General features: G+C 66.9%; 12 protein-coding genes. 7 read left to right on the plus strand and 5 right to left on the minus strand.

Translation table 11 applies throughout. The features are described 5' to 3' along the window. Positions 1 to 177: 177 nt before the first annotated feature. The 3 genes from ASF08_RS23255 to ASF08_RS23265 all read left to right on the plus strand — a co-directional run bounded on the left by ASF08_RS23255 (position 178) and on the right by ASF08_RS23265 (position 3,970). A complete protein-coding gene (locus ASF08_RS23255) occupies positions 178 to 1,965 on the plus strand; it encodes an acyl-CoA dehydrogenase C-terminal domain-containing protein (protein WP_056150029.1) in 1,788 nt (595 codons plus the stop codon). Positions 1,966 to 2,171: 206 nt separating this feature from the next. Further along, on the plus strand, positions 2,172 to 3,380 hold the full coding sequence (locus ASF08_RS23260) for an acetyl-CoA C-acetyltransferase (RefSeq protein WP_056150031.1): 1,209 nt from the start codon (positions 2,172 to 2,174) through the stop codon (positions 3,378 to 3,380). A 101-nt stretch (positions 3,381 to 3,481) separates the two neighbouring features. After that, on the plus strand, positions 3,482 to 3,970 hold the full coding sequence (locus ASF08_RS23265; RefSeq protein ID WP_018042186.1) for a hypothetical protein: 489 nt from the start codon (positions 3,482 to 3,484) through the stop codon (positions 3,968 to 3,970). A 125-nt stretch (positions 3,971 to 4,095) separates the two neighbouring features. Here the strand turns inward: ASF08_RS23265 and ASF08_RS23270 are convergent, their stop codons facing one another. Then, positions 4,096 to 4,884 (minus strand): EAL domain-containing protein, encoded by a 789-nt coding sequence (locus ASF08_RS23270; RefSeq protein ID WP_056150034.1) that lies wholly within the window; start codon positions 4,882 to 4,884, stop codon positions 4,096 to 4,098. 111 nt (positions 4,885 to 4,995) lie between these two features. Between ASF08_RS23270 and ASF08_RS23275 the strand changes: the two genes are divergently transcribed. Next, positions 4,996 to 7,200: a 3-hydroxyacyl-CoA dehydrogenase NAD-binding domain-containing protein gene (locus ASF08_RS23275; protein ID WP_056150038.1), complete on the plus strand. Its 2,205-nt coding sequence runs from the start codon at positions 4,996 to 4,998 to the stop codon at positions 7,198 to 7,200. A 59-nt stretch (positions 7,201 to 7,259) separates the two neighbouring features. Then, a complete protein-coding gene (locus ASF08_RS23280; RefSeq protein ID WP_056150045.1) occupies positions 7,260 to 7,676 on the plus strand; it encodes a DUF779 domain-containing protein in 417 nt (138 codons plus the stop codon). Between the two features lie 128 nt (positions 7,677 to 7,804). Here the strand turns inward: ASF08_RS23280 and ASF08_RS23285 are convergent, their stop codons facing one another. Next, on the minus strand, positions 7,805 to 8,179 hold the full coding sequence (locus ASF08_RS23285) for a VOC family protein (protein ID WP_056150048.1): 375 nt from the start codon (positions 8,177 to 8,179) through the stop codon (positions 7,805 to 7,807). A 185-nt stretch (positions 8,180 to 8,364) separates the two neighbouring features. Continuing rightward, positions 8,365 to 10,896: a glycogen/starch/alpha-glucan phosphorylase gene (locus ASF08_RS23290; RefSeq protein ID WP_056150050.1), complete on the minus strand. Its 2,532-nt coding sequence runs from the start codon at positions 10,894 to 10,896 to the stop codon at positions 8,365 to 8,367. Between the two features lie 318 nt (positions 10,897 to 11,214). On the opposite strand from ASF08_RS23290, the gene ASF08_RS23295 reads away from it, so the two are divergent. Then, positions 11,215 to 12,840, plus strand: coding sequence for an alpha-amylase family glycosyl hydrolase (locus ASF08_RS23295; RefSeq protein WP_056150053.1), 1,626 nt, complete (start codon positions 11,215 to 11,217; stop codon positions 12,838 to 12,840). 146 nt (positions 12,841 to 12,986) lie between these two features. Next, positions 12,987 to 14,519 carry a glycogen synthase GlgA gene (gene glgA, locus ASF08_RS23300; protein ID WP_056150055.1) on the plus strand — a complete coding sequence of 511 codons (1,533 nt, stop codon included), beginning with the start codon at positions 12,987 to 12,989 and terminating at the stop codon, positions 14,517 to 14,519. A 306-nt stretch (positions 14,520 to 14,825) separates the two neighbouring features. On the opposite strand, the gene glgB is transcribed toward glgA, so the two are convergent. Both glgB and treS read right to left on the minus strand, forming a co-directional pair. After that, entirely contained in the window at positions 14,826 to 17,138 is a 2,313-nt protein-coding gene (gene glgB, locus ASF08_RS23305) for a 1,4-alpha-glucan branching protein GlgB (RefSeq protein ID WP_056150057.1), read from the minus strand. Next, a complete protein-coding gene (treS, locus tag ASF08_RS23310) occupies positions 17,139 to 20,396 on the minus strand; it encodes a maltose alpha-D-glucosyltransferase (protein ID WP_056150060.1) in 3,258 nt (1,085 codons plus the stop codon). Positions 20,397 to 20,472 lie beyond the last annotated feature (76 nt).

Genomic DNA, 20,472 nt, shown 5'->3' on the forward strand with positions numbered 1-20,472 from the left:
CTCTTGGTAAACAGCGGGTTAAGCCCTGTGCCAAACTGATCATATCTCTCGGGAAAGGCGCCGGAAGGCGCCCCCCCTTCCCCTCCCGGGCTCGATAGTTTATATGTGAACCATCAAGCGCGCCGTGGCCTCCGGGCCGAATCGAGCACGCGGTCGAACGGGTGGAGGACAGACGACATGCCGACGTACCGGGCACCTGTGGAGAACGTTCGGTTTCTCCTCGACGACGTCTTCGCGTTCCACGGCCGCAACAACCTGCGCGGGTTCTCCGATGCGTCGCCCGACCTGATCCAGGCCGTGCTCACCGAGGGCGCCAAGCTCGCCGAAGAGGTGCTGACCCCCCTCAACGCCATCGGCGACAGGCAGGGCTGTACCCGGCACGCCGACGGCAGCGTCACCACGCCGGACGGGTTCAAGGCCGGCTACGCCGCTTATGCGGCGGGCGGCTGGATGGGCATTTCCGTGCCGGAGGAATATGGCGGCCAGGGCCTGCCGCACACGATCAACACCGCGATCTCCGAATTCGCGTCGTCGGCCAATCTGGCGCTGACGATGTATCCGGGCCTGACGCAGGGGGCGATGGCCGCCCTCCTCGTCCACGGCTCCGAGGAACAGAAGGCGACCTACCTGCCGAAGATGGTCGAGGGTGCCTGGACCGGCACGATGAACCTCACCGAGCCCCATTGCGGCACGGATCTCGGGCTCCTCAAGACCAAGGCCGTGCCGAACGGCGACGGCTCCTACAGCCTCACCGGCACCAAGATCTTCATCTCGGCCGGCGAGCACGACCTGTCGGAGAACATCGTCCATCTCGTCATCGCCCGGATCGAGGGTGCGCCGGCCGGCACCAAGGGCATCTCGCTATTCGTGGTGCCGAAATTCCTCGTCAACGCGGATGGCTCGGTGGGCGAGCGGAACGGCGTCTCCTGCGGTTCCCTCGAACACAAGATGGGCATCCACGGCAATTCCACCTGCGTCATGAACTACGACGGCGCGAAGGGCTGGCTCGTCGGCCAGGAGAACCGCGGTCTCAACGCGATGTTCGTGATGATGAACGAGGCGCGCCTCGCGGTGGGCGTCCAGGGTCTCGCCCAGTCGGAGGTCGCCTACCAGAACGCCGTGGCCTACGCGAAGGACCGGCTCCAGGGCCGCGCCCTCACCGGCGCCAAGGCCCCGGACAAGGTCGCCGACCCGATCATCGTCCACCCGGACGTGCGCCGGACCCTCATGGGCATCCGCGCCTTCAACGAGGCCGCCCGCGCGCTGGTGCTGTGGACCGCGCTTCAGGCGGATATCGGCCATCGCTCCGACGACGCGGCCGAGCGCCAGAAGGCCGAGGACCATATGGGCCTCATGACCCCGGTGGTGAAAGGCGTGCTCACGGACAAGGGGTTCGACAACGCGGTGGCGGCCCAGCAGCTCTTCGGCGGCCACGGCTACATCGAGGAATGGGGCATGTCGCAATTCGTGCGCGATGCCCGCATCGCCATGATCTACGAGGGCGCCAACGGCATCCAGGCCATGGACCTCATCGGCCGCAAGCTGCCCAAGGATGGCGGCCGGGCGATGATGGGCTTCCTCGCCGAGGTCCAGACCTTCATCAAGGACCATGCCGAGGTGGAGGGCATGGCCCCGTTCACCGCGCCGCTCCAGGCCGGCCTGAACGACCTCCAGGGCGCCACCATGTGGTTCATGCAGAACGCCTTCTCCAAGCCGGACAATGCCGGGGCCGGCGCCACCGACTACATGCACCTCCTCGGCCTCGTCGCCATGGGCTACATGTGGGCCCGGATCGCCAAGGCGGCGCTGGCCCGCATCGCCCAGGGCCCGTCGCCGGAGATGGACGACAAGCTCGTCACCGGCCGGTTCTACATGGAGCGGACGCTGCCCGAGACCGCCCTGCGGCTGGTGCGGATCAAGGCCGGGGCCGAGACGACCATGGCGCTCGGCGCCGAGGCGTTTTAGAGCGGACGACAGACTTTCAGCTCACCACGTCATTCCGGGGCGCTCGCAGAGCGAGCCCGGAATCCAGAACCGCCGACGCGATAAATCTTGGATGTGTTCGCGGATCTGGATTCCGGGCTCCGCTTCGCGGCCCCGGAATGACGGTGAGACCGAGAGCAGACTTTGAAAGCCGTCGCTCCGCAGGAGCGGACAACAGGGAAGCGCATATGCCCGAGGCCTTCATCTACGATCACGTCCGCACGCCGCGGGGCCGCGGCAAGCCGGATGGCGCGCTGCACGAGGTGACGGCCCTGCGCCTCGCCGAGACGGCCCTGCGCGCCCTCAAGGAGCGCAACGAGCTCGACACGCGGCAGGTGGACGACGTCATCCTCGGCTGCGTCGATCCCGTCGGCGAGGCCGGCGGCGACATCGCCCGCGCGGCGGCCCTGGTGGCCGATTACGGCGACCACGTGCCCGGCGTGCAGATCAACCGCTTCTGCGCCTCCGGCCTCGACGCGGTGAACTTCGCCGCGGCCCAAATCATGGCCGGCCAGCACGACCTCACCATCGGCGGCGGCGTCGAATCCATGAGCCGCGTCGGTCTGGGCGCCTCGGGCGGGGCCTGGCCGGTGGACCCGGCCATCGCGATCAAGTCGTGGTTCATGCCGCAGGGCGTCTCGGCCGACCTCATCGCCACGAAATACGGCTTCTCCCGCGACGATTGCGACGCCTATGCGGTGGAGTCGCAGAAGCGCTCGGCGAAATCCTGGGCCGACGGGCTGTTCGGCAAGTCCGTCGTGCCGGTGCGCGACGTCAACGGCATCACCTTGCTCGACACCGACGAGCACATGCGTCCCTCCACCGACATGCAGTCGCTGGCCGGGCTGAAGGCCTCCTTCGTCCAGATGGGCCAGATGGGCGGCTTCGACGCCGTGGCGATCGACGCGCATCCCGACGTGGAGACGGTGAACCACGTGCATCACGCCGGCAATTCGTCCGGCATCGTCGATGGGGCCGCCGCCGTGCTGGTGGGCTCGAAAGAGGCGGGCGAGAAGGCCGGCCTCAAGCCGCGCGCCCGCATCCGCGCCTTCGCCAATATCGGCTCGGACCCGGCGCTGATGCTCACCGGCCCGGTGGACGTGACGAAGAAGGTGCTGGCGCGTGCCGGCATGACCGTCGCCGATATCGACCTGTTCGAGGTTAACGAGGCCTTCGCCGCCGTGGTCCTGCGCTTCTGCCAGGCCTTCGGGCTCAACCCGTCCGAGGTGAACGTCAATGGCGGCGCCATCGCCATGGGCCATCCGCTGGGCGCCACCGGCGCGATGATCCTCGGCACGGTGCTCGACGAGCTGGAGCGCACCGGCAAGGAGCGCGCCCTCGTCACCCTCTGCATCGGCGCCGGCATGGGCACCGCCACGATCATCGAGCGGGTGTGATGGGGCGCTATCCCTCCCAAACCCTTCGGAACGCTGCTAAACGGCGCACTCCCGCCGCCGATGCCGGCGGCGCAATCATAAACACCGGGAGACACGCCACGATGACACGCCTTCTCGCGACCCTGATGCTGACGACCGCGCTCTGCGCGCCGTTCGCCGCCCATGCGGACGACGCCGCCGACCGCGTCGCGGTCGCCAAGGATCTGGTTCAGAAGACCCTGATCAAGAACCTCGAAACCGGCTTCACCGGCGCCCTGGAAAAGACCGTGCAGCCGATGCCCGAGGACAAGGCCGAGGCCATCCGCAAGGAGGTCCGCGCCGAGTTCGACAAGCAGCGCGAGGTGATGATCGAAGGATTGTCGAAGGCCTATGCCGAGAAGTTCAATCTCGACGAGCTCAAGCACCTCAGCGGCATCTACGACGACAAGATCTACCAGAAGTTCCAGGCGATCAATTCGGACCCGGCCTCGACGGTCACGGTGATCTCGCAGGGCGCGGTCACCAAGATCCTGAACATGCTGGCCATCGCCTCGGCCGGCGACAGGCCGGCGGGCGCACCGCCGCTGCCCGGAACGGCGCCGGCCAAGTAAAACCCGATTGAGGTCGATCCAGCGGAGGATCGACGGCAGGGCCGCACCGCCTGGGGCGGCCCTGCATGAGACCGACGACACGAACTTGCAGGCACAGCGACGCGACGGGCGTTCCGGGAAGAGCGCTATGACGCCAGGGCGGCGAGGCGCGGCTCCCGTGCCTCGAATCCGGCGACACTCGGGAGGGCTTCGAGTTGGGGGCGGGCGAAATGATAGCCTTGGAACAGCGTTGCCCCGAGCTCGCGCAGGGTCTCGAGTTCGCCCCGCGTCTCGACACCTTCCGCGATGACCGAGACGCCGAGCTGGCGCGCGATGGAGATGATCCCCGCCGTGATGATCTGACGGCCCTTGTCCGTGTCGATGCCGCGCAGGAGTTCCATGTCGATCTTGATCAGGTCGGGACGGAAGTTCGCCAGGAGGTTGAGGCCGGCGAAGCCCGCGCCGAAATCGTCCAGTGCGGTGAGAAAGCCCTGCTTGCGATATTCGGCGACGATGCGCTTCACATGGTCGATGTCCCGGAACTTCTCGTTCTCGGTGAACTCGAACATGATCCGGTCATGTGCGAATCCGGCCCGGCGCGCCGCCTCCAGCGAGGAGCGGATGCAGGCCGCCGGCTCGTAGACCGCGTTCGGCATGAAGTTGATGGACAGCTTGGTCTCGTCGTCGACGGGGAACAGCCGGCCGGCCAGCTCGATGGCACGCACCCGCGCGGCCTGATCGAAGCGATAGACCGTCGTCTCGGTGACGCGATCGAGGATGGAGGCGGCGGACTGGCCTTCGGGGCCGCGCACCAGCGCCTCGTATCCCCACACGCGCTGAGCGTCGAGATCGAGGATGGGTTGGAACGCCATGGTAAACGTAAAGTCGAGATCGGCGCCGTCGCGGCATCCCTGGCAGACGTTTCGCGCCAACATTCGATAAGTTTCCTCGTTCCACCTTTTCGATCCTGGGATTCTTTATCCAGCCCAAATTTTTAAAACGTCTTAATAGCCTCACGCCTCAAGCCGACCCCACAAGGATCAGACATGAATCTCACGAATTTCAGCTTCGAGGTCGATTCCGACGGTATCGCGCTCGCGACCTGGGACATGCCCGGCCGCTCGATGAACGTCTTCACCGAAGGGGTGATGAGCGACCTGCATCAGGTCATCGACGCCGTGGTGGCCGATCCGGCCGTGAAGGGCTGCGTCATCACCTCGGGCAAGGACAACTTCTCCGGCGGCGCCGACCTGACCATGCTGCAGGGTCTCGGACAGGCTTACGAGACGCTGAAAGCCGAGAAGGGCGAGGAGGAGGCCATGCGCCACTTCTTCGAGGAATCGCGCAAGCTCACCCTGGTCTTCCGCAAGTTGGAGACCTGCGGCAAGCCCTTCGCGGCGGCGGTGAATGGCATCTGCCTCGGCGGCGCCTTCGAGCTTTCGCTTTCCTGTCACCACCGGGTGCTGTCCGACGATCCGAAGACCCGCGTCGGCCTGCCCGAGATCAAGGTCGGGCTGTTCCCCGGCGCGGGCGGGACCCAGCGCGTCCCCCGCCTGATGCAGACCGGTGACGCCCTGCAGATGTTGTTCAAGGGCGAGCAGATCCGCCCGCTCATGGCCAAGAACATGGGCCTCGTCCACGAGGTCGCGCCGAAAGACGAGATCGTGGAGAAGGCCAAGGCCTGGATCAGGGCCGGCGGCTCGCCCGTGGCCCCCTGGGACCAGCCGAAGTTCAAGGCACCCTCGGGCAAGGTCTATTCGCCCGCCGGCATGATGATCTGGCCCCCGGCCAACGCGATCTACCGCCGCGAGACCCACGACAATTACCCGGCGGCCAAGGCCATCCTCGCCTCGGTCTACGAGGGCCTGCAACTGCCGATGGACCTCGCCCTGCGGGTCGAGAGCCGGTACTTCGCCAAGATCCTGCGCTCCAAGGAGGCGGCGGCGATGATCCGCACGCTGTTCATCTCCATGGGCGAGCTGAACAAAGGCGCGCGCCGGCCGAAGGAGATCGCCAAGACCAGCGTGAAGCGGGTGGGCGTCGTCGGCGCCGGCTTCATGGGGGCCGGGGTCGCCTACGTCACCGCCAATGCGGGGATGGAGGTGATCCTCCTCGACCAGTCCACGGACGCCGCCGAGAAGGGCAAGGCCTACGCCCACAAGCTCGTCACCGACCAGATCAACAAGGGTCGCGCCAAGACCGCCGACCGCGAGGCGCTGCTCGCGCGCATCACCACCAGCGCCGATTACGCCGACCTGTCATCCTGTGATCTCGTGATCGAGGCGGTGTTCGAAGATCCCAAGGTGAAGGCCGAGGTCATCGCCAAGGTGGAGGCGGTGATCGGCGAGGACGTGATCTTCGCCTCCAACACCTCGACCCTGCCGATCTCGGGCCTCGCCAAGGCGTCCCGGCGCGCGGGCAATTTTGTGGGCATCCACTTCTTCTCGCCGGTGGAGAAGATGATGCTCGTCGAGATCATCAAGGGCGAGGAGACCGGGGACGCGGCGCTCGCCACCGCCCTCGACTACGTCCGCGCGATCAAGAAGACGCCCATCGTCGTCAACGACAGCCGTGGCTTCTTCGCCAATCGCTGCGTCGGCGCCTATCTTTACGAGGGTCACAAGATGCTCATCGAGGGCATCCCCGCCGCCATGATCGAGAATGCCGGCCGCCAGGCCGGGATGCCGGTGGGGCCCCTCTCCCTCACCGACGAGGTGGCCGTCGACCTCGCCCTGAAGATCGTCAAGGCCACCGAAGCGCAGCTCGGCGCCGAGGCGATCGACCCCGCCCAGAAGGCTCTGCTCACCACCCTGGTGGAGGGCGAGGGCCGGCTCGGGCGCAAGAACCGGAAAGGCTTCTACGACTATCCGGACGGCGCCTCGAAGAAGCTCTGGCCCGGATTGTCGGAGCTCCAGGCGACGCGGATCGACCCCGACGACGTCGATTTCACCGAGCTGAAGCAGCGGCTACTGGTGGTCCAGGCGCTGGAGGCTGCCCGCACCGTGGGCGAAGGCGTGATCACGGATCCGCGCGAGGCCGATGTGGGCTCCATCCTCGGCTTCGGCTTCGCCCCTTTCACCGGCGGCGCCCTGTCCTACATCGACTTCATGGGTGCGAAAGCGTTCGTGGCCCTGGCCCAGGGTCTCGAGGCCAGGCACGGGGCGCGCTTCGCGGTGCCGGAGAACCTCCTGCGCATGGCGGAGGCCGGCGGCACTTTCTACGGCGAGGCCGCAGCCAAGAAGGCGGCGTGAACGAACATTCCGGCTCGGGACATCCCCTGCCGGGGTCACATGACGGGAGGGAGCGTTCCATGAGCACGACCGAAGCGACCACCGCCGATCAGGTCGGCGCCGACGGAACGCCCCTGCGGGTCACGGCGACACCGGCCGCCATCGCCCTGATTGAGGAATTGCGCGCCGAGCACGGGCCGGTGATGTTCCACCAATCGGGCGGGTGCTGCGACGGGTCCTCGCCCATGTGCTACCCGGTGGGCGACTTCCTCACCGGCGACAGCGATGTCCATCTCGGCCGGGTGGCCGGCGCGGATTTCTGGATCAGCCGCCCGCAGTTCCAGGTCTGGAAGCACACCCACCTGATCCTCGACGTGGTGCCCGGCCGAGGCGGCATGTTCTCCCTGGAGAACGGCCGCGACAAGCGCTTCCTCATCCGCTCGCGGATTTTTACGGATGCGGAGAACACGGCGCTCGAAGGCGCTTGCCGGATCTGATCGGGAGGCGGCGCCCACGGCTGGTCTGGACGTGAGATGCACGACAGATGTCGCGCACGGTTGCGACGGCCCATGGGTCTGCGCCCGGGCATCAGCCCGCGCCTCCACCCAAGCGGCCACGATTGTCCTCACTTCGCAGGCACGGTCCGTGCGGTGAGCTTGTTGCCATCGGGATCACGAAGGTAGGCGACGAAGGCGCCGTTCGGACGCTGAGAGGGAGCGCTCTCGATTGCGCTGCCCCCACGCTCGGTGCCGGCCTGATGCCAGGCGAGAACATGGTCGCGGCTCGCAGCGGCGATACCGACCGTTCCGCCGTTGGCCGCGGTTGCGGGCTTGCCGTCGATGGGTGTCGTGATCATCAGCCGACCGCCCTCATGGGAATAGATGAGCCTGCCTCTGGCATCCATCTCGCCGGGCTCGGCCCCCAATGCGACGAAGGTCGCATCGTAGAAGGCTCGGGCCCGCTCCAGGTCGTTGCTGCCGATCATCACGTGCGTGAACATCGAGTCTCTCCGGAAAGGGGCGGCACGAGATAACGGCGGTCGAGCCTGGAGCCGAGTCCAGTCCGTCTGCGAACGCGCATCCGGCTTTCGCAGAACTACGGCTCCCAATCCCTGATGCTCCGGGATGGAAGCCGGGTCGTCGGTTTTCGACCGCCTTGCGGAAGATAAAGGACGAACCTCTCGGCTCACCCCACCTTCACCCGCCAGATGTCGTCGGCGTATTCGCGCATGGAGCGGTCGGAGGAGAACCAGGCCATCCGGGCGGTGTTGAGGATGGCTTTCTTCCACCAGCTGGCCTTGTCGATCCAGGCGGCGTCGATCTCCCGCTGGACGCGCCAGTAATCGTCGAAATCGACGGTGAGCAGGTAGCGGTCGTTGTGGCGCAAATCGTCCACGATCGGCTGGAAGCGGCCGCGCTCCTCAGGCGAGAACCCGCCCGCCTCGATGAAGTCGAGGGCGGCGGAAAGGCGCGGCGAGGCCGCGATGGCCCGGGCGGCGTAATCCGGCTCGGCCGCCCGCTTCTGAACTCCGGCCGCGTCGAGGCCGAAGATGAAGATGTTGTCCGCCCCCACATGGTCGCGGATCTCGATATTGGCGCCGTCGAGTGTGCCCACGGTGAGGGCGCCGTTCAGCGCCAGCTTCATGTTGCCGGTGCCCGACGCCTCCATGCCGGCGGTGGAGATCTGCTCCGATAGGTCGGAGCCGGGGATGATCGCCTCGGCGAGGCTGACGCGGTAATTCGGCAGGAACACCACCTTGAGCCGGCCGGCAACGTCCGGATCACTGTTGACGAGCTTGGCCACATCGCAGGCGAGCTTGATGATGAGCTTGGCCTGGACGTAGCTCGGCGCGGCCTTTCCGCCGAAGATCTTGACGCGCGGCGTCCAGTCCTTGTGCGGCTCGGCCTTGATCGCCTGATACAAAGCCACAGTCTCGATCACGTTGAGGAGCTGGCGCTTGTATTCGTGGATACGCTTGATCTGGGTGTCGAACAGGGCCGAGGGATCGACGACGATGCCGGTATTCTCGGCTACCACCTTGGCCAGCGCCTCCTTCCGGGATGTGCGCATGGCGGCGTAGCGGGCCTGGAAGGCGGAATCGGCGGCGTAATCGGCCAGCCCCAGCAGCGCCTCGGGCTCGTCGAGGACGCGCTCGCCCACCACCTCCACGGCGAGCTTCGTCAGCTCCGGGTTGCAGTTGTGGAACCAGCGCCGGAAGGTGATCCCGTTGGTCTTGTTGACGATCTTGTCGGTGTCGAGGGCGTGGAGGTCCTTGAACACCGTGGAGCGCATCAGGTCGGTGTGGAGCGCCGAGACGCCGTTCACCCGGCGGGCGCCGAGGAAGGCGAGATGGCCCATCCGCACGCGCTTACCGTTGGCCTCGTCGATGAGCGAGACCGAGGCGAGCTGCGCCGCATCGGCCCTGCCGTGGCGTCCCTGCTCTTCGAGATGCATCCAGTTGATCAGGTAGATGATCTGCATGTGGCGCGGCAGTAGCCGCTCCATGAGCTCCACCGGCCATGTCTCCAGCGCCTCGGGCAGGAGGGTGTGGTTGGTATAGCTCAGGGTATGGGTGGTGATGTGCCAGGCATCCTCCCAGGCGAGGCCGTGATCCTCGAGGAGGATGCGCATCAGCTCCGGCACGGCAATGGCCGGGTGGGTGTCGTTGAGCTGGATCGCGGCATGGTCGGGCAGCGAGCGGAGATCGCCGCGCTCGGCCACGTGCCGGGAGACGAGGTCCTGCAGCGAGGCCGAGGTGAAGAAGTATTCCTGGCGCAGTCGAAGTTCCTGGCCGCTCTCCGAGGAATCGCTCGGATAGAGCACCCGCGAGATCGCCTCGACCTTGGACCGGGCGGCCACCGCGCCCACATGGTCGCCGCCGTTGAACTGCGCGAGTTCGAGGGGCGAGTTCGCCTCCGCCTTCCAGAGCCGCAGGGTGTTGACGTGCTTACCGCGCCAGCCGACCACGGGGACGTCATGGGCCACGGCCCGAACGGTCTCGGCCGGGTGCCAGTGCCGACGGATCACGCCGTCCGAGATCGCCGACATGGTGACGTGACCGCCGAAGCCGATCGTGTAGGTCGCCTCGGGCCGCACGAATTCCCAGGGATTGCCCTCGGCGAGCCAGGTTTCCGGCGCCTCCTTCTGCCAGCCATCCTCCAGGGATTGCTTGAACAGGCCGTGATCGTAGCGGATGCCGTAGCCGATGGCGGGGATCGACAGGCTCGCCATGCTCTCCATGAAACAGGCGGCGAGACGCCCGAGGCCGCCATTGCCGAGCGCCGCATCCGGTTCGGCCGCCTCGACGTCGCCGAGATCGATGCCGAGGTCGCGCAAGGCCCGGCGGGTCGTTTCCACGAGGCCGAGATTGTTCATGGCGTCGGACAGGAGTCGGCCGATGAGGAATTCGAGGGAGAGGTAATAGACGCGCTTGTTGGGGATGCTGGTGGACCTGCCGTCCATGCAGGCATCGACGATCCGGTCGCGCAGGGCCAGGGCGGTGGCGGCGAACCAGTCGCGCTCGCGGGCGGTCTCGGGGGTCTTGCCGATGGCATAGGCGAGCTTGGCGAGGATCGCTTCGCGCAGATCCGCCACGGGGTCGCCGGAGGCGGGCTTGGCCGGAGCGGTCCAGCCCGGCCGGGCCGGGGCGTCTCCGGCGGCGGTACGCGTGCCGATGTCCTCGCTCCGAGCGGTGGCGGCCAGGATTTCGTTCAGCATGGTCTCATTCCCCCTCAGTGTCGCTGCCGCAGAGCGCTGTTCGGCACCCGCTTCTTCCGGCGGTGACCGTGCGGCGGCGTCGCTATGGACAGGTCGGACTTCCGGGATCGACCGATCCCGCTGGCGGTGACCGGTCCCCGCGATTCGCCTGTCTCCCATCCAAACCGTGCGGGAATGAGACCATTTAGCGCTGAAGGTTTCATGAATGCGGCGGAAGCGCGCTGGCGCGGCAGCGGGAAGGAGGCCCGGGGCGGGGTCGCTTGGTGCTCCGCCACAGGCTAGGCTGTGACCGGCATCGGGGTATGAATCGGGGGACGGATGACGTCAGGCGAGACGACTGTTCCGGATCTGGCGAAAGCCGTCTGGTGGAAGCGGGGGACCGTCTATCAGGTCTATCCGCGTTCGTTCCAGGACACCAATGGCGACGGTGTGGGCGATCTTCCCGGCATCACGCGCCGGCTCGACTATCTCGCCTGGCTCGGCGTCGACGCCGTCTGGATCTCGCCGATCTATCCCTCGCCCATGGCGGATTACGGCTACGACGTCGCCGATTATTGCGGCGTCGACCCGCTCTTCGGCAGCCTCGCCGACCTCGACGCGCTGATCGCGGAGGCCCATGCCCGCCGGCTCAGGGTCATCCTCGACTTCGTGCCGAACCACTCTTCCATCGCGCATCCGTGGTTCACCGAGAGCCGCGCCTCGCGCGAGAATCCGCGGCGGGACTGGTACATCTGGCGCGATCCGGCGCCGGATGGCGGGCCGCCCAACAACTGGCTGAGCAATTTCGGCGGCCCGGCCTGGACCTTCGACGAGGCCAGCGGCCAATATTACTACCACGCGTTCCTGAGCCAGCAGCCCGACCTGAACTGGCGCAACCCGGCGGTGCGGGAAGCGATGCACGACGTCCTGCGTTTCTGGCTCGACCGGGGGATCGACGGGTTCCGCGTCGACGTGATCTGGCACCTGATGAAGGACGAGGGCTTTCGCGACAATCCGGCGAACCCCGCCTTCAACCCTGAACAGCCGGAGATCAACCGGTTCGATCAGGTCTATTCCGCCGACCGCCCGGAAGTGTTCGACATCATCGCCGGCATGCGCCGCGTGCTGGACGGTTACGACGACCGAGTGCTTATCGGCGAGATCTACCTGCCGATCGAGCGGCTGGTGGCTTATTACGGCCCCGGTCTGACCGGCGTCGACCTGCCGTTCAACTTCCAGCTGATCCAGACCCCGTGGCAGGCCGATGCCGTGGCGGCCCTGGTGGACGAGTACGAGGAGGCGCTGCCCCCCGGCGGCTGGCCGAACTGGGTGCTGGGCAACCACGACCAGCCCCGCATCGCCGCACGGATCGGCGAGGCGCAGGCCAGGATCGCGGCGATCCTCCTCCTCACCTTACGCGGCACGCCCACGGTCTATTACGGCGACGAGATCGGCCTCGCCCATGTGGAGATCCCGCCGGAGCGGATGCGAGACCCCTGGGGCTTCAACGAACCGGGCCATGGCCGCGACCCGGAACGGACCCCGATGCAGTGGGACGACACAGAGCATGCCGGCTTCAGCGAGGCCGAACCCTGGTTGCCCTTGAGCGCCGACCGGGACAGGCGGCATGTCGAGGCCCTGCGCGACGATTCCACCTCGATCCTCACACTCTACCGGAGGCTCCTGCATCTCCGCCGCGCCTATCCGGCCCTGGCGGTGGGAAGCTACCGCCGGCTCGATACGGACGGGCTCGAACACGTCCTCGCCTATGAGAGGGTGGAGGCCGGCGAGACCGTGCGGATCGTACTGAACTTCTCGGGCTGGCCGGTCCGGTTCCCGCTGGTGGGCGAATCAGGCTGGAGCGTCCTCCTCTCCACCCATCCCGGACGAGCCGATATCGGCGCCTCGGAGGTGCTCGACATGGCCGGAAACGAGGGCGTGATCCTGCTCCGGCACCCTGACTGAAGGCGGCGGAGCCGAGGGAGGCCGAAAAAACTATCGCGGCGCGACATTTTCCCCGCGCCGCAGCAAACTGAACGTAGTATTAACCGACCCAGTGGCTTGAGTTGTGCATCGCGAAGAGCACGATCTGCCCTAGAGGTCTCCATCATATGCCGGCGACGACCACCTCCAGTGCCGACCTCGCCTCGCCGATTTTCGCCTCCGGCGCGGCCGACGCCGAGGTAATTCGGGGCCTCTCGCTCCAGCCGCGCATCCTCTACGCGACCCCGGAGATGGCGGATTTCGTCAAGACCGGCGGTCTGGGCGAAGTCGCCGGCGCCCTGCCCCGGTCGCTGCGCCGCCATTACGACGTCCGCGTGCTCATTCCCGGCTATCGCCAGGTGGTGGACCGGTTCGACCACATCCCCGTCGTCGCCCATCTGCGCGGCCATGCCGGCATCCCGCCCTGCGATCTCGGGCTCATCGAGACGGGTGACGGCCTCAAGGTCTACATCATCCTGAGCGCCGATCTCTACCAGCGCGACGGCACGCCCTATGGCGACGCGCAGGGGGATTTCCGCGATAACGACCTGCGCTTCGCGCGCCTCAGCCTCGCGGCTGCGGAACTGACCGGCGGGGTCGACCCGTCCTGGTCGGCCGACCTGCTTCACCTCAACGACTGGCAGACGGCGCTCGCCCCCGCCTATCTCGAATGGACCGGGCAGCGCGTCCCCAGCGTCCTGACGATCCACAACCTCGCCTATCAGGGCCTGTTCCCGAGCGATTCCCTCGGTCGCCTCGGCATCCCGGACGGGGCCTTCCAGATGGATGGCTGCGAGTTCTACGGGCATCTCTCCTTCCTCAAGGCCGGCATCTATTACGCCTCGCACGTCACCACGGTGAGCGAGACCTATGCCCGCGAGATCATGATGCCGGAATCCGGCTGCGGCCTCGACGGCCTCCTGCGCACCCGCGCCGCACAGGGGCGGCTGGCCGGCATCCTCAACGGGATCGACGAGAGCTGGGACCCGCGCACCGATCCGCACCTCGCCACCCGCTTCGAGGCCGACGACTGGAAGGGCAAGCGCGCCAATGCCGAGACGGTCCGCCGCCATTTCGGCCTCGCCGTCTCGCGCGGCCCGCTCTTCGCCATCGTCTCGCGCCTGGTCCACCAGAAGGGCATCGACCTCAGCCTCAGCGCGGCCGAGACCATCGTGGCCGAGGGCGGCCAGATCGTCGTCATCGGCGAGGGCGAGCGCCGGTTCGAGACTGCGTTGAGCGATCTCGCCCGCCGCCATCCGGATTCCGTCGGGGTCCAGGTGGGGTTCGAGGAGAAGGAAGCCCGGCGGATGTTCGCCGGAAGCGACTTCCTGCTGATGCCCTCGCGCTTCGAACCCTGCGGCCTCGCGCAGATGTACGCCCAGCGTTTCGGCTCGCTGCCGATCGTGCGCCGCACCGGCGGCCTCGCCGACACGGTGGAGGACGGCGTGACCGGCTTCACCTTCGGCGAAGCCTCGCAGAAGGGGTTCCTCGGCGCCGTCCGCCGCGCCCTCGACACGTTCGGCGAGAAGAAGCGCCTCAACGCCATGCGCCGCCGCGCCATGTCCCGCTCCTTCACCTGGGACGGCGCGGCCATGGACTACTCGGCGCTCTACGCCCGCGCGCTGGGCAATGGCGGCGGTCTTCGCGCCCGCACGGTCTAAGGTCAGCATCCGACCGATCTTAGCGTCCGAACAGCCGATTTGAGTTGCCTGTCCAAGTCTCGACCTCATCCTGAGGTGCCGCGTAGCGGCCTCGAAGGAGGGTTCCAGAAGCCACTGCGCGAACTGGAGTACTCCTTCGAGGCCTCCGCTGCGCTCCGGCACCTCAGGATGAGGTGGTCTGGTGGGATGCTCTACTTTGGCGAGAGCACCGGTTAAGCGATCCGATCAAACAGACTCAAACAAAAAAGGCGCCGGTTCATCGAACCGGCGCCTTTTCTCATACTATCCCGGTGACACGGGCCGATCTCAGCCCTCGCGCACGAAGATCATCGTCCCGAGCGGCGGCGCTGCGAGAACCAGCGAATAGGGCTGGCCGTGGCTCTCCACCGGCTCCGCCTGGACGCCGCCCATATTGCCGACGTTCGAGCCGCCATAGCGCTCGGAATCCGAGTTGATCGCCTCGCGGTAGAACCCGGCCTCCGGCACGCCGATCCGGTATCCGTCACGCGGAATCGGCGTGAAGTTAGAGACGACGACGGCGACCTCACCCGGATTCGTGCCCTTGCGCGCCCAGGCGATGACGCTGTTGTCCTGGTCGTCGGAGACCAGCCACTGGAAACCGGCGGCCTCGCAATCCCTCACGTGGAGGGCGGGCGTCGAGGTGTAGAGGCGGTTCAGGTCGCGGACGAGATCCTTCACGCCGCGATGCAGAGGATCGTCGAGCAGGTGCCAGTCGAGACTCTGGTTGTGGTTCCACTCTTTCTGCTGGCCGAACTCGCCGCCCATGAAGAGCAGCTTCTTGCCCGGATGGCCCCACATGTAGCCGAAATAGGCGCGCAGATTCGCGAATTTCTGCCAGCGGTCGCCCGGCATCTTGTCCAGCAGCGAGCCTTTTCCATGGACGACTTCGTCATGCGACAGCGGCAGGATGAAGTTCTCGGAGAAGGCGTAGAGCAGCCCGAAGGTCAGGTCGTGGTGGTGATAGCGGCGATGGATCGTCTGCTTCGACATGAATTCCAGGGTGTCGTGCATCCACCCCATGTTCCACTTGAAGCCGAAGCCGAGTCCGCCCGTATAGGTCGGGTGGGAGACGCCCGGCCAGGAGGTGGATTCCTCGGCGATCGTCATCGTGCCCGGCGCGTGGCTATAGGTCGCCTCGTTGGTCTTGCGCAGGAAGTTGATGGCGTCGAGATTCTCGTTACCGCCGTACTGGTTGGGGATCCACTCGCCCTGCCGGCGCGAATAGTCGAGGTAGAGCATGGAGGCGACGGCATCCACGCGCAGACCGTCGAGATGATAATGCTCGAGCCAGAACCGGGCATTGGCGGCGAGGAAGCTCGACACTTCCGTGCGGCCGAAATTGTAGATGTAGGTCCCCCAGTCCTGGTGGAATCCCTGGCGCGGGTCGGCATGCTCATAGAGATGCGTCCCGTCGAACTGGCCGAGGCCGTGAGCGTCGAGGGGGAAGTGGCCCGGCACCCAGTCCAGCATCACGCCGATGCCGGCCTCGTGGGCCGTGTCGACGAAGGCCGCGAAATCGTCCGGCGTGCCGAAGCGGCTCGTCGGCGCGAACAGCGAGACCGGCTGGTAGCCCCATGAGCCGTCGAACGGATACTCCGTGATCGGCAGCATCTCGATATGGGTGAAGCCCATCTCCTTGACGTAGGGGATCAGGCGCTCGCCCAACTCCTTGTAGGTCAGGTAGCGGTTGCCCTCCTCGGCGACGCGCGCCCAGGAGCCGAGATGCACCTCGTAGATCGAGATGGCGGTGTGGCGAGGGTCCTTCTCGCCCCGCGTCGCCATCCACTTGCCGTCGCTCCAGACGGGCGCGTTCGTGCCCTGGAGCACGGAGGCGGTCTCGGGCGGCTTCTGCGCTGCGAAGGCGACGGGATCGGCCTTGAGCGGCAGGAGCGACCCGTCGGGTCCGCGGATCTCGAACTTGTAGTGGACGCCGGCGCGCAGGCCCGGGACGAACAGTTCCCAGATGCCGCCGGTCTGCCAGAGCCGCATGGGGTGGCGGCGACCGTCCCACTCGTTGAAATCGCCGACGATGCTCACCCGGCGGGCATTGGGCGCCCAGACCGCGAAGCGGAAGCCGTCGATGCCGTCGAGCACCATGGATTGGGCGCCGAGCACCCGATAGGTGACGTCGCTGCCGATCTCGCGCAGGTTGTCGATGTCCTGCTGATGCAGCGACGAGCCGAAGCTATAGGGGTCGTGGCGCGTGCGCTCGGTGCCGTCCCAGCCCTCCACCGCGAGTTCGTAGAGCGGACGCCCCTCGCTCTGCACGCGGGCGACGTAGAACCCGTCCTGGTGGCGCCGCTCGAACGGAATGCGCTTGCCGGCGGTGAGAAGAGTCGCCGACTTCGCCTCGGGCAGGATGACCCGCACTTCCCAGAGGCCGGGGCCGATCTGGTGAGGGCCGAGCACGGAGAACGGATCGCCGTGATCCGCCCTCATCACCGCGGCGACCGCGTCCGGATGGACGCCCTGAACGGTCGACGTATCGGCATCGGCCTGGCGGGAACTCCCCGACGCGGCCGAGCGGTCCGCGATCCGTTCGGACCGCTTCCGCTCCTGCTCGGACGTCTTCGCCAGGCTCTCGTCGATATCCGTCATTCAAACGCCTCTCTTGGTGTCGTCCAGAATTGTGAGAACCCCACGGGCTGGGATTTCGATCCAATCCGGCCGGTTATTGGCCTCGTAATCGACTTCGTAGAGGGCCTTCGCCAGGAGTGAGAGCGACAGCAGCCGCGTCTCGGTCTCCGGGTCCGTCACTGCGGCGCGGCTGGTAGAGGCCACGGCACGGTAGGCGTCGAGGAACGCGGCATCGATCATGCCGCGCCAGGCGATGGACGCGCTGCGGGCGCGGCCTTCCGAATCCGCGAACCGGCTCGCGATCTCGCGGGTGACGGTCTCGGCGCCGTAGGCGAAGGAGCGCAGCATCCCGGCGACGTCGCGCAGCGGCGTCGACTTGGCGCGGCGCTCGTCGGCGGGGCGAGCGGGCTCGCCCTCGAAGTCGATGATGATGAGATCGCTCTCGGAGGCGAGAACCTGACCGAGGTGGAAATCGCCGTGGATGCGGGTCTTGGTCGCCCCCACCGGCGCACGCGCCGTCATGTCCTCGATCAGAAGCTCGACCTCGCGGCGGCGGCCGGCGAGCTCCGTGATCGCCGTGCTGGAGGTGCGTCCCGCCAGGGCGTCGAGGGCGCGGAACGCCCGCTCGCCCAGACGGCGCGCGTCCTCCCCGAGGTCGCGCAGGTCGTCATGCGTGAACGGCTCGGGCGCGAAGGCCGGGTCGTCGGTCTCGATGGCGAAGGCGTTGTGCAGCTCGGCGGTGCGGCGGCCGAGGAGCTCGGCCCAGCGCAGATGCGGGGCGAAGGCTTCGGTCGGGTCCGGCGCCTCGCTTTCGGGCGCGAGCACGACGGTGTCGAAGTCGCGACGTAAGCCTTCCAGCATGAGCGTCCAGGCATCGCCCTGGTTCGGCACGAAGGCCTGGAGCACGGCGAGCGCCGTCCGCGTCCCGTCCTCGGCCACGTGCTCGACGACGCCGAGGAGAGCCGGGGTGTTGGCGAAGCCCGCCTGCTCGGTGAGGAACCGGCCGACCTCGATCTCGGGATGGACGCCCGTCTGCATGCGGCGCAGGAGCTTGAGCATCATCTTCGAGCCGATGGCGATCGAGGTGTTGCTCTGCTCCGCGTTCAGGCTGCGGACTTCCGCCAGATCCACGACGACGTCGCGATCGAAGGCCGAGGTATGGGAGAAGACGAGCTTGCCGGTCTCCGTCGGCAGCTCGACGCCGTTGCGCATGCCGTCGATCAGGGCGACCGAGAAGGCGGGCGAGGCGGAGGCCCCGAACAAGAGGCCCGTGCGCGGTCCGCGACGGACGCGGGCGACCGCGTGCGACAGCAGCGTCTCGTCCTCGCGGCCCTCATCGACACCGAGGGGCACGAAGTAATCCTGGCGCTCGCCATTGGCGAGATGCACCGCCACGCGCGGCAGCAGGAAGCGGGTGGCGCCGCCGGCATCCTTCAGGGTGGCGCTGTCGATCACCGAGACCGACTTGATGCGGGTGCCCTTGGCGCCGAACCAACGGCGGCTGCCGATGAAGCGCGGCGCCACGGTGCGCTCGAAGGCGGTGCGCTCGCGCCCGGCCATGAGGGTCTCGACCCCGCCGGTGAGGACGAGGGTGAACAGTTCGGGCGTCTCCGGCTGCGGGCCGATCTCGCCGGCATTCGCGGCGTTGAGGGAGAACCAGTAGAACCCGTAGGACGGCAGGGTCAGCAGGTAGGGCAACTCGCCGATGGCCGGGAATTCCGAACCGCCGGTAAGCTCGATCGGCACGGCGCTGCGGAACTCGGACAGGTCCAGCTGCACGGCCTGTGGCGCGCGCGACAGGTTGGCCACGCAGAGGACGCGCTCGCCCTCGAACTCGCGGATCCAGGCCAGAACCTTGCGGTTGGTGGGATACAGGAACTGCATGGCGCCGCGCCCGAGGGCGACCGAGTTGTTGCGGATGGCGATCATGCGGCGCGTCCAGTTCAGCAGGCTCGTCTGCGACTGGGTCTGCGCCTCGACGTTGATGGCGTCGAAGCCGTAGATCGGGTCCTGCACCGAGGGCAGGAACAGCTTGGCCGGATTGGCGCGGGAGAATCCGCCGTTGCGGTCCGGGGACCATTGCATCGGGGTCCGCACGCCGTCGCGGTCGCCGAGATAGATGTTGTCACCCATGCCGATCTCGTCGCCGTAGTAGAGCACCGGCGTGCCGGGCATCGACAGGACGAGGGACTTCATCAGCTCGATCTTGCGGCGGTCGTTCTCCAGCAGCGGAGCGAGACGGCGGCGGATGCCGAGATTGATGCGGGCGCGGCGCTCGGCGGCATAGAACGACCAGAGGTAATCACGCTCTTCCGCCGTGACCATTTCGAGGGTGAGCTCGTCGTGGTTGCGCAGGAAGATGGCCCATTGGCAGCCCTCGGGGATTTCCGGGGTCTGCCGCATGATGTCGGTGATCGGGTGCCGGTCCTCGCGGGCGATCGCCATGTACATGCGCGGCATCAGCGGGAAGTGGAACGCCATGTGGCATTCGTCGCCGTCGCCGAAATACTGCGCGGTCTCCTCCGGCCACTGGTTGGCCTCCGCCAGCAGCATGCGGTCGGGATAGCTCGCGTCGAGGGCGGCGCGGATCGCCTTGATGACCGTGTGAGTCTCCGGCAGGTTCTCGCAATTCGTGCCGTCGCGCTCGATCAGGTAGGGGATCGCGTCGAGGCGCAGGCCGTCGACACCCATGTCGAGCCAGTAGCGCATGACCTCGATCACGCCCTCCAGCACGGCGGGGTTGTCGAAGTTGAGATCCGGCTGGTGGCTGTAGAACCGGTGCCAGAAATACTGCTTGGCGACCGGGTCCCAGGTCCAGTTCGAGGTCTCGGTGTCGAGGAAGATGATGCGCGTGTCGGAATACGGCGTGTCGGTGTCCGACCAGACGTAGAAGTCGCGCTCCGGCGACCCGGCCGGCGCCTCGCGGGCGCGCTGGAACCAGGGATGCTGGTCCGACGTGTGGTTGATGACGAGCTCGGTGATGACGCGCAGGCCACGATCATGCGCGGCCTCCACGAACTTCCGGAACTCCTCCATCGTCCCGTAGGACGGGTTCACGTCGCGGTAGTCGCCGATATCGTAGCCATCGTCGCGCAGGGGCGACGGATAGAACGGCATCAGCCAGATGGCGGTGACCCCGAGGTCCCGCACATAGTCCAGTTTCTGCGTCAGGCCCTCGAAATCGCCGATCCCATCGTTGTTCGAGTCGAAGAACGACTTGACGTGGATCTGATAGATGATGGCGTCACGGTACCATTGCGGATCGCTACGATCGATCATCGCGTCGTTGCCTCATGCGTCGGGTTCAAGGGCGTGTTCGGCGTCACAGCGGCACCGGTCGCGGATGCGAACGGTG

It is taken from the genome of Methylobacterium sp. Leaf85 (assembly GCF_001422125.1).
GTDB lineage: Bacteria > Pseudomonadota > Alphaproteobacteria > Rhizobiales > Beijerinckiaceae > Methylobacterium > Methylobacterium bullatum.